General features: G+C 70.2%; 10 protein-coding genes and 1 pseudogene. 8 read left to right on the forward strand and 3 right to left on the reverse strand.

From position 1 onward, the window contains the following. The first annotated feature begins 435 nt into the window (after nt 1-435). Nucleotides 436-1,254 (forward strand): PhzF family phenazine biosynthesis protein, encoded by an 819-nt coding sequence (locus QH276_RS15740; protein ID WP_280398423.1) that lies wholly within the window; start codon nt 436-438, stop codon nt 1,252-1,254. 1 nt (nt 1,255) lies between these two features. Here the strand turns inward: QH276_RS15740 and QH276_RS15745 are convergent, their stop codons facing one another. The 3 genes and pseudogenes from QH276_RS15745 to lspA all read right to left on the reverse strand — a co-directional run. Continuing rightward, nucleotides 1,256-1,966 (reverse strand): hypothetical protein, encoded by a 711-nt coding sequence (locus QH276_RS15745; protein ID WP_280406789.1) that lies wholly within the window; start codon nt 1,964-1,966, stop codon nt 1,256-1,258. Between the two features lie 4 nt (nt 1,967-1,970). Continuing rightward, nucleotides 1,971-2,897 (reverse strand): RluA family pseudouridine synthase, encoded by a 927-nt coding sequence (locus QH276_RS15750; protein ID WP_280398421.1) that lies wholly within the window; start codon nt 2,895-2,897, stop codon nt 1,971-1,973. A 191-nt stretch (nt 2,898-3,088) separates the two neighbouring features. Then, a pseudogene (gene lspA / locus QH276_RS15755) lies at nt 3,089-3,637 on the reverse strand (signal peptidase II); the annotation flags it as partial. A gap of 112 nt (nt 3,638-3,749) precedes the next feature. On the opposite strand from lspA, the gene QH276_RS15760 reads away from it, so the two are divergent. The 7 genes from QH276_RS15760 (at nt 3,750) to QH276_RS15790 (ending at nt 10,493) form a co-directional block, all read left to right on the forward strand. Continuing rightward, nucleotides 3,750-4,691, forward strand: a complete 942-nt coding sequence (locus QH276_RS15760; protein WP_432278606.1) for a hypothetical protein — start codon at nt 3,750-3,752, stop codon at nt 4,689-4,691. Between the two features lie 118 nt (nt 4,692-4,809). Beyond that, on the forward strand, nt 4,810-5,271 hold the full coding sequence (locus QH276_RS15765) for a VOC family protein (protein ID WP_280398419.1): 462 nt from the start codon (nt 4,810-4,812) through the stop codon (nt 5,269-5,271). Nucleotides 5,272-5,370: 99 nt separating this feature from the next. Continuing rightward, a complete protein-coding gene (locus QH276_RS15770; RefSeq protein ID WP_280398418.1) occupies nt 5,371-6,111 on the forward strand; it encodes a LytR/AlgR family response regulator transcription factor in 741 nt (246 codons plus the stop codon). Further along, on the forward strand, nt 6,108-6,476 hold the full coding sequence (locus QH276_RS15775; protein WP_280398417.1) for a hypothetical protein: 369 nt from the start codon (nt 6,108-6,110) through the stop codon (nt 6,474-6,476). Before QH276_RS15770 ends, QH276_RS15775 begins: the two co-directional genes overlap by 4 nt. A 55-nt stretch (nt 6,477-6,531) precedes the next feature. Continuing rightward, entirely contained in the window at nt 6,532-8,283 is a 1,752-nt protein-coding gene (locus tag QH276_RS15780) for a cation acetate symporter (protein ID WP_280398416.1), read from the forward strand. A 234-nt stretch (nt 8,284-8,517) separates the two neighbouring features. Further along, a complete protein-coding gene (locus tag QH276_RS15785; protein ID WP_280398415.1) occupies nt 8,518-8,871 on the forward strand; it encodes a DUF485 domain-containing protein in 354 nt (117 codons plus the stop codon). Continuing rightward, on the forward strand, nt 8,868-10,493 hold the full coding sequence (locus tag QH276_RS15790) for a solute symporter family protein (RefSeq protein ID WP_280398414.1): 1,626 nt from the start codon (nt 8,868-8,870) through the stop codon (nt 10,491-10,493). Before QH276_RS15785 ends, QH276_RS15790 begins: the two co-directional genes overlap by 4 nt. Nucleotides 10,494-10,589 lie beyond the last annotated feature (96 nt).

Consider the following 10,589-nt stretch of genomic DNA (forward strand, 5'->3'; position numbering starts at 1 on the left):
TCGGGCTGGTCCCGCAGGACCCGGCGGTATCGCTGAACCCGGTACTGCGGATCGGTGACCAGGTCGCCTAAACACTGCGGATCCACGGGCGGGCCGATCGGCGCACGGCGTGGGCCGCAAACTGCCGCCCGTCCTGTCGGGCCTGCGCCGCGGGTGCCCCCGCACCGGGGCGACGGTAACCACCATAAGTGTATCGCCCCGCGGCCCGGGGGGGGCCTCGCCGAGGAAGCGGCCCACCTCCTGCGCCGGGACACGCCGGGCCCGCGATCGTCCGCGCTCCCGGCACCCCCGGCCGACTCGCCGATCTCGAGGCCCCGCCGATACGGCGATTCCTCCCGGCCCGCGCGGCCTGACCGGGCCGTGCGGGTGGCGGTCCATAGAGTCCCAGATGGCTTGTGCGCAGCGCGTATTCGGTTCTGGAGTACCTTCATGGGCATGGAGGTATTGCTGCACCAGATCGACGCGTTCGCCGACGCACCGTTCTCCGGTAATCCGGCCGCCGTCATGCCATTGCCGGCCTGGTTACCCGATAGCGTGCTGCAACAACTGGCCGAGGAGAACAACCTCGCCGAGACCGCGTTCTACACCGCGCAGTTACCTCCGGAGGCCGGTGCGCCGCCCGCGGGCGGACCCGCCTATCACCTGCGCTGGTTCACTCCGGCGGTCGAGGTCGCGATGTGCGGGCACGCCACTCTGGCCAGTGCCGCGCAGATCCTCACCGATATCGAGCCCGGGCAGGACGCGGTCAGTTTCTATACGCGCAGCGGCTGGTTGCGGGTGGACCGCACCGATGACGATCTCTACATCCTCGATCTGCCGGCCGTCGCGTCGGAACCGGCCGAACCCGATCCCGCGCTGGTGGCCGCGCTCGGTATCCATCCGGTGCGGGCGTTCACCGGAACCGATGTGGTGCTGGTGGTCGACACGGAACGACAGGTGCGGGATGTGGTGCCCGCGCTGAGCTCTTTTCCGCCGGTGCCGCGCGGCGTGATCGTGACCGCGCCGGGCGACGAGGTGGATTTCGTCTCGCGATTCTTCGCGCCCGGGGTCGGTGTCCCGGAAGATCCCGTGACCGGTTCCGCGCACGCTCAGCTCGCGCCGCTGTGGGGCGCCGAACTGGGGCGGCAGCGCTTCGTCGCACGCCAGCTGTCCCGGCGGGGCGGAACGCTGGGGGTCGAGCTGGCCGGTGACCGGGTGCTGCTGAGCGGCCGGTGCCGCCGATACCTCGACGGTGTGGTGAGCCTGGACTTCTGAATCACCCGGGCGGCACGGGGCCGTCGTCGGGTGGCGGCATGACCGGATCCGCGCTGTCGGGTAACAGCGGCGCGAGGGCGAACCGTTCCGCGACGGCGTCGGCCGGCAGGGCCTGAACCGCGCGGATATCAGGGCGGGCCGCGAGTTCCCGCAGCCGCGACAACGGCGCCCGCACCAGTGCCCCGGGCGCGCACGCGCAGCCGGCCCGCAGCCGGGCGATCGAGGTGTCCAGGATCCGGGCACCTCGACTGCCGTCGGCGGCGAACCGGCGGCGGTCGGCCAGGCGCCAGGCGGCATCGTCACCGGAGCGGGCGAGCGCCGCCGGGCTGTCCGGAACCGGTACGGCCGCCAACGGTGTCGCGACCCGGGGCAACGGCACCTGGTAGAGCGCCTGGCTCACCCGTACGCCGGTGAGGTGCCCGGCGAGGGCGGCGGCCGGCCGATACTCGGTGAAGGACACCAGCGCCCAGCGGTCACCGTCGTCGGGGCCTGTCAGCGAATCCCGGGCACGGTCCAGGTATCCGGTGATCGATTCGGCCGTATCGGGCCCGAGGCGATCGGTCGAAATACCGTCGCCGGCCGGTGGGTACCGGATGCCGAGCACGACCACGAGCACCACACAGAACGCGGCCGCCGCGCCGAAACCCAGCCCACGGATCCGGCTGCGCGCTCCGGTGGACGGCCGCGCGGCGGGTTCCGGGCCGCCGGTCACGCCGTCAGGCCTCACGCAGGATGCGCAGCGCCCCGGCGAGATCGTCGGGGTATTCGCTGGTGATCTCCAGGTAGCGGCCGTCGGCGGGATGCTGGAAGCCGAGCGAGCGGGCGTGCAGCCATTGCCGTTGCAGGCCGAGCCGTTCGGCCAGTCGCGGGTCGGCGCCGTAGGTGAGATCACCACAGCAGGGGTGGCGGATCGCGGAGAAATGCACCCGGATCTGATGGGTGCGGCCGGTTTCCAGATGGATATCGAGCAGGCTGGCCGCCTGGAACGCCTCCACCGTGTCGTAATGGGTCACACTGGGCCGGCCGTCGGAGGTCACCGCGAATTTCCAGTCGTTACCGCGGGCCCGGCCGATGGGGGCGTCGATGGTGCCGCTGCTCGGATCGGGATGGCCCTGAACCAGCGCGTGATAGCGCTTGTCCACGGTGCGTTGTTTGAACGCCCGCTTGAGCACGGTGTAGGCATGCTCGGACTGCGCGACCACCATCACGCCGGAGGTGCCGACATCGAGCCGGTGCACGATGCCCTGCCGTTCGTGGGCGCCGGAGGTGGAGATCCGGTAGCCGGCCGCGGCCAGTCCGCCCACCACGGTGGGCCCGCTCCACCCGACCCCGGTGTGCGCGGCGACGCCGACCGGTTTGTCGACCGCGACGATATCGTCGTCGGCGTAGAGGATCTTCATCCCTTCCACCGGTTCGGCCTCGATGGTCAGTTCGCGCCGTGGTTCGGGGAACACGACCTCGAGCCAGGCGCCGGCGGTGAGCCGATCGGACTTGCCGGCGGGGATGCCGTCGAGCTGGACCGATCCGTCTTCGGTGAGCGCCGCGACCGCGGTCCGGGACAGGCCGAGCAGCCGCGCCAGCCCGGCGTCGACCCGCATTCCGTCGAGCCCGTCGGGGACGGGCATGGTCCTGGTTTCCCTCATGCGGCTGTATCCTCGCCGGTCCGCGCGGCCGGAGCGGCGGTGGCTCCCGGGGTACCGGAGTCCGGGTCGCGGGGCGAGTCGGTGGCCGGGGTGCCTTCCGGATCGGTGGTTTCCGCGGTGGCGGCGGGCGTCTCGGCGCCGGGCCGCTCGGCGCCGTCGGCCGCCTCGGCGGTGGGCGTATCGCGGCGGTAGCGGGTGCCGTCGGGTTCGAACCCGAACACCGTGAGCACCACCAGCAGGATCGCGCCGCAGACGATCGAGGAGTCGGCCACATTGAACACCGGGAAGGAGCCGACGGAGAAGAAGTCGACCACATGCCCTTGCATCGGCCCCGGCGCCCGGAACAACCGGTCCATCAGATTGCCGAACGCGCCGCCGAGCACACCGCCGAGTCCGATCGCCCACAGCGGCGAGCGCAGGGTGCGGCCGATTCGCAGTACTCCGATCACGACCGCCGCCGCGATGAGCGTCAGCAGCCAGGTCATCCCGGTGGCCATGGAGAACGCGGCGCCCGGGTTGCGTACCAGGACGAGCTCGACGAAATCACCGATCAGCGAAATCTGTTCACCGGGCTGGATCTGCGCCACGACCACGACCTTGGTGACCAGATCCAGAGTGAACAGAGTCACCGCGACCGCCAGCAGCAGCGGCAGCCGCTGGCGGGGCTGTTCTCCGTCCTCGTCGCGCCGGTCGGGGTCCTGCTCGCGCGTACGCCGGTCCTCACTCACGCCGACCATCATCTCTCGAGGCGGACCGGCCCGGCACGTGGGCACCCGTGGGTGGTACTTCCCGTGTTCATGTGAATGTCCCAGCCCATCCTCAGGTAGGCCTCGTAGGCTGTGCGGCGTGACGGTGTTGTGTTCGCTTCCTTCGGCCCGCCAGGCGCGGTCCAGAGTGCTGATGCTGGTTCTCGCGCTGGGACTGACCACTTTCGGGGCCGGGTGCAGCGATACCGGGGACACCGCGGCCGAAGGCGAGGGCACCGAACCGCTCGGAATCGGTAAGGAAGTCACGGTCCCGATCGCCGCCGCGCAGGTGAGCGTGGTGGATCCCGGGAGCGAACCCCGGTCGACCCTGCGGCCCTCGTACTACGAGGGCACGATCCAGGCGGTCACCCTGCGCACCGATCACCACATCCAGCAGCAGATCGATGCGCAGCAGGTCCAGGATTTCTCCAGCCCCGCGCTCACCATCCCCATGACCGCCACCGCCGGTGCCGACGGGGTGGAACTGACCCTCGGCGAGGTCACCACACCCGATCCGGCGCTGTCCGAGGCGCTCACCGCCGCCGACGGTTCCCATGCCGGGCTGGAGATGAGTGAACTCGGCGGGATCACCGCATTACGGCTCGCGCCCTCCCCGGAGACCTCGAATTCCGCGCGCGCCGCCCTCGAACAGGCTTTCTATCAGGCAGTGTACCGGTCGATCACCTTCCCGGACGAACCCGTCGGCGTCGGCGCGGTCTGGCAGGTACGCCAGTCGGTCGGCGGGGGGGTCGATCTGGACCAGGTCACCACGGCCACTCTCGTGGCCCGCGACGGCGGCCGGCTGTCCATCCGGCTGGATGTCACGCAGACCCCGACCTCCGATACCTGGGATCTGCCCAACGCGGCCGGAACCCTCGATATCGAGGACTACGTGATGCAGGGTAGTGGCGATATCACCGTCGATCTCGGGTTGCCGCTCCCGGTCGCCGGGTCGATCGCCATCGGCGGGCACCAGTACTACCGCAACCCGCGGACCGCGACGGTGTTGCGGCAGATCATCGAGACGAACGTGAGCTGGGGCGGCTGAGCCGTCGCGCTGGGCAGTTGAGCCGTCGCGGCGGCGGTGTCGATCGCCCGCGACGGGTGCGGTGCGGGCTTAAGCTCGACAGGTATCCGACAAACGATCCGAGACCGGAGGTCTTGTGATGTCTGATGTCTCCCCTGTCCCCGAGGGCTATCCCACCATTTCGCCCGGCCTGGCCATCGCGGGCGCCGCGGACGCGGTCGAGTTCTACAAGCGGGTGTTCGGTGCCACCGAGCGGATGCGCATCCCCGGACCCGACGGCACCGTCATGCACTGTGAGCTGCTGATCGGTAATTCGGTGCTGATGCTCGGCGATCCGGCCCCGGATATGGCCTTCCGGGATCCGCATTCGATCGGCGGCACCCCGGTCAACCTGTACGTCTACGTCGCGGATATGGATGCCGCCTATGCCACCGCGCTGGCGGCCGGCGCCACCGAGATCAGGGCGCCGGAGACCCAGTTCTACGGCGACCGCACCGGTTCGTTCGTCGACCCGTGGGGTCATCAGTGGACGGTCGCCACCCATGTGGAGGAGATCGATCCGGAGGAAATGCAGCGGCGGATGGACCAGCTCGGTTCCTGACGGCGGCGGTGGTCGTGTCCGGTAAACCCGGACCCGGCCCCGCGGTCCTGCGGCGATGACTACCATGGTCGGGTCGAAGTAGCGGGAAAGGTCGGGCGGATGCGGGTGCTGGCCGTGGACGATGAGCCGCCGGCACTGGACGAGCTGCTGTATCTCCTGCGCGCCGAACCCACGGTGACCGAATTGCACGGTGCCGCCGATGCGACCGGTGCGTTGCGGATATTGCGCGCGCACGGTGCCGACGCGGTGTTCCTCGATATCAATATGCCGGGCCTGGACGGGATGGAACTGGCCGGGGTGCTCGCCGAATTCGCCGACCCCCCGGCGATCGTCTTCGTCACCGCCCACGAGGACCACGCCGTGGCCGCCTTCGATCTGGGCGCGGTGGACTATCTGCTCAAACCGGTCCGGCAGGAGCGGCTGGGTGCGGCGCTGCGGCGGGTCGCGGCCCGCCGGGCCCGCGCGGGTGCGGAGCCTGCGCCGGCCGGGAAGAACGAGGTGATTCCCGTCGAGCTGGGCGGGGTGACGACGCTGGTGCACCGCTCGCAGGTGAGCTGGGTGGAGGCCGAGGGCGATTACGCGCGCCTGCACACCGACAGCGGTTCGCATCTGGTGCGGATCCCGCTGTCGGCATTACAGCAGCGCTGGCAGGACGGGTTCCTGCGGGTGCACCGGTCCTACCTGGTGGCGCTGGACCGGGTCACCGGGCTGCGCACGGTCGGTGCGGCGACCCGGGTCTGCCTGCGCGGCGCGGGACAGGTGGAGCTACCGGTGAGCCGGCGGCAGGTGCGTGAACTCAAACAGCGCCTCGTCCACGGGCCGCACGCGGACCGGCGATGATCGGGCCGCCGCCCAGGGGCCCGCGCGAGCGGGTGGTGCTGGCCGAACGCCGCGGTGCGCGCCGGGTGCGGACCCGGGTGGAGGTCGCCGAGCAGACCGAGATCGGGGCGGCGCTGATCGGCGGTCTGATCCGGGCCCAGCTGGGCCTCGCGCTGAGCTGCGCGGCGGTGATGGGGCTGCTCCTCGCGGCGCTGCCGCTGCTGTTCGGGATCACCGCGATCGCGGAGACGGTGGTGCTGGGGATCCGCCTGCCGTGGCTGGTCCTGGGCGCGGCGGCGTACCCGCTGCTGTGGCTGACCGGCCGGGTCTATGTGCGGCTGGCCGAACGCAACGAACACGATTTCCTCGAGCTGACCGGGGATTGACAACGGTGCCCCGCTGCACGCCGGCTACGGCCGCTCGGAGAACCGGGCGGGCGCGGTGAACTCCTCCGGTCTGACGGTGGCCGCCCTGCTGGCGGCCGCGCTGGCCACCGTGACACTCGGTGTGTACGGGGTGCGCTGGGCCCGTACGACCTCCGATTTCCTGGTGGCCTCGCGCAGTGTGGGTCCCCGCTGGAACGCCGCCGCAGTGTCGGGTGAATATCTCTCGGCGGCGTCGTTCCTCGGGGTGGCGGGGCTGATCGCCAAATACGGGGCCGACGCCCTCTGGTATCCGGTCGGGTTCACCGCGGGCTATCTGGCGCTGCTGCTGTTCGTGGCGGCGCCGCTGCGGCGTTCCGGCGCCTACACCGTGCCCGATTTCGCCGAGTTCCGGCTGGGTTCGCCGCGGGCGCGCCGGTTCGCCGCCCTGGTGGTGGTGCTGGTGTGCGCGGTGTACGTGATCCCGCAATTCCAGGGCGCCGGGCTCACCCTGCGGATTCTGCTGGGTGTGCCGGGCTGGGTCGGGGCGGTGGCGGTCGCGGGCATCGTGGTGGCGAATGTGGTGGGTGGCGGAATGCGGTCGATCACCCTCGTCCAGGCGTTCCAGTACTGGCTGAAACTCACCGCGGTCGCCCTGCCGGCGCTCGTTCTGCTGGTGCATTTCTTCGGCACGGGGCCGGCGGAACGGGAGATCGGGGCGGCGGCCCCGCCGACGGTCGGCGAACGCACCACCGTGGAGGTGACCACCCCGGTGCTGGTGCAGTTACCGGCACCGCAATGGGTCGCGGTGCACGGTGAACTGGACGACCGGCCGGTGGACGGTCCGGTGCTGCTGACCGCGGGCACCCACGAGCTGGCCCGCGATACCCGGCTCGTGCTCGAACCCGGGTCGGCGGTGCCCGTGGTGGCCGGCGCACCGGCCGACGGCGAGCACTGGTTGCGGCCCGGTGGCGGATTCGCCGGTCCCCATCCCCAGTACCAGGTGTATTCGCTGATGATCGCGACCTTCCTGGGCACGATGGGCCTCCCGCACGTCCTGGTCCGCTTCTATACCAACCGTGACGGCCGCGCCGCCCGCACCACCGCGCTGACGGTCATCGCGATGGTCGGGGTGTTCTATCTGTTCCCGGTGCTGCTCGGCGTGTTCGCCCGCCTCTACGTACCGCAACTGCTGATCACCGGAACCTCCGACGCCGCGGTCCTGCTGCTGCCGTCCTCGGCGCTGGCGGGTCTGCCGGGGCAGCTGCTGGCGGCGCTGGTCGCGGCCGGCGCGATGGCCGCGTTCCTGTCCACCTCGTCGGGGCTGGTGGTGAGTATCGCCGGGGTGCTGAGCACCGATGTGCTGCGCGGGCAGATCCGCGACTTCCGGGTGGCGGCACTGGCCGCGGGCGCCGTCCCGCTGGGGCTTTCGCTGTTCGTGGTGTCGCTCGACCTCTCCCGCACGGTCGGGCTGGCGTTCTCGCTCGCGGCGGCGACTCTGTGCCCGCTGCTGGTGCTGGGTATCTGGTGGCGCGGCCTCACCGCGGCCGGTGCGGTGGCGGGGCTCGTGGTCGGTGGTGTGGTGGCCGGAGGGGCGACCGTGGTCTCCGTTTTCGGCGGCGTCTCCCCGGAACTGGCCGGCGGATGGCCCGCCGCGGTACTGGGCTACCCCGCGGCGGTCGCGGTACCGCTGTCGTTCGCGACGATGGTGCTGGTGAGCCGCTGCACCGCGAAACCACCGGAGGTCGGCCGGGTTTTCGTCCGGATGCATGCCCCGGAACGGCTTGGGATGGGCGCAGACCGGGAGCCCGGTCCCCGGCCGGATCGCTGAGAAACCCGCCCCGCACGCCGACCGCTCATCGCGTCAGAGCGACCATTCACCGCACAGTCGCCCACCTTCAGCGAGTGACCGGCATCACATCTGTCGCCGCGCGGCCGGGCTCGCTAGCTTCAGTCCAGGTAACACACATCACATTGCAAGGACCGGCATGACCGAGTCAGGGCCCGAAGGTGGCAGCTTGCGTAACCACGTAGGGCCCCTCGGGCATGCAGAGAGAGACACAGCATGACCGATACGGATCTCGACGACAGCGGCGGGCAGCCCACGGCGCCCACCGATTTCGTCGCTGCGCAAGCCAGCCCGGAGTTCGCCGAACTCCGTCGTAGGTTGCGCCGCTTCATTTTCCCCATGACCGCCCTGTTCCTGCTCTGGTACCTCGGCTATGTGCTGCTCGGCGCCTACGCGCACGACTTCATGGGTACCGAGGTTTTCGGCGAGGTCAATATCGGGCTGCTGCTCGGGCTGGGCCAATTCGTCTCGACCTTCCTCATCACCGGCCTCTACGTCCGGTTCGCCAACCGGGAACTGGACCCCCGCGCCGCCGCGCTGCGCGCCGAACTGGAAGGAAGCGGGTCGTGACCACGCTGTTCGCCGCCGATACGGTCGGCAACCCCGCGGCCAATATCGGAATCTTCGCCCTGTTCGTCGTCGTCACGATGATCGTGGTGTTCTGGGCCGGCCGCAACACCCGCGGCGCCACCGACTATTTCACCGGTGGCCGCGGCTTCACCGGCCCGCAGAACGGTATCGCCATCGCCGGTGACTATCTGTCGGCCGCGAGTTTCCTGGGTATCGCCGGAGCCATCGCGGTGTACGGCTACGACGGATTCCTGTACTCGATCGGCTTCCTGGTGGCCTGGCTGGTGGCTCTGCTGCTGGTGGCCGAAATGCTGCGCAACACCGGCAAGTTCACGATGGCCGATGTGCTGAGCTTCCGGTTGCAGCAGCGCCCGGTGCGGACCGCGGCCGCGATCACCACGCTGGCCGTATCGCTGTTCTATCTGCTGGCGCAGATGGCCGGGGCCGGCGGGCTGGTCGCCCTGCTGCTCGATATCTCGAGTAAAGCGGGGCAGGCCGTGGTGATCGCCGTGGTCGGTGTGCTGATGATCGTCTATGTGCTGGTCGGCGGCATGAAGGGCACCACCTGGGTGCAGATCATCAAGGCGGTCCTGCTGATCGCCGGTGCGGCCGTGATGACCGTGATGGTGCTGGCGAAATTCGGGTTCGACCTCTCCGACATCCTGGGTGGCGCGCAGAGCGCCATCGCCGGCTCCACCGATCCGAAGGTGGCCGCCCGCGACGTACTCGCCCCCGGCGCGCAGTACGGCGGCAGCGAGATGTCGAAATTGAACTTCCTGTCGCTCGGGCTGGCGCTGGTCCTCGGTACCGCGGGCCTGCCGCATGTGCTGATGCGCTTCTACACCGTGCCGACCGCCAAGGAAGCCCGCCGCTCGGTGGTCTGGGCGATTGCCCTGATCGGCGCCTTCTACCTGTTCACCCTCGTGCTGGGTTACGGCGCGGCCGCACTGGTCGGGCCCGACAGGATTCTGGCGGCGGCCGGCGGGCAGAACTCGGCGGCACCGCTGCTGGCCTTCGAACTGGGCGGGGTGCTGCTGCTCGGCATCATCTCCGCGGTGGCCTTCGCGACCATCCTCGCGGTGGTCGCCGGCCTCACCATCACGGCCTCGGCCTCGTTCGCGCACGATATCTACGCCAACGTCATCCGCCGCGGCAAGGTGGACGACAACGCCCAGGTCCGGGTTTCCCGGATCACGGCCGTGGTGATCGGTGTCCTGGCCATCGGGCTGGGCATCCTGGCCAACGGGCAGAACATCGCCTTCCTGGTGGCGCTGGCCTTCGCCGTCGCCGCCTCGGCCAACCTGCCGACCATCCTGTACTCGCTGTTCTGGCGGCGCTTCAACACCCGCGGCGCATTGTTCAGCATGTACGGCGGGCTGATCTCCACCATCGTGCTGATCGTGTTCTCCCCGGCGGTTTCCGGTTCGCCGAGCGCCATGCTGCCGGATCTGGATTTCGACTGGTTCCCGCTGTCGAACCCGGGCATCGTCTCCATTCCGCTGGCCTTCGTGCTCGGTGTGGTGGGCACCTACCTGGGCGGTGACGAAGACCCGGCCAAGGCCGCGGAGATGGAGGTCAGGGCACTGACCGGCGTCGGCGCGGAAAAAGCCGTCGTGCACTGATACCGGGACCCCGGGGGGGGGGCCCCGCCGGCGGCCGGGGGGGGAATAAAGGGGGGGGGGGGGGGGGGGGGGGGGGGGGGGGGGGGGGGGGGGGGG

This window comes from Nocardia carnea, assembly GCF_029869215.1.
GTDB lineage: Bacteria > Actinomycetota > Actinomycetes > Mycobacteriales > Mycobacteriaceae > Nocardia > Nocardia carnea_B.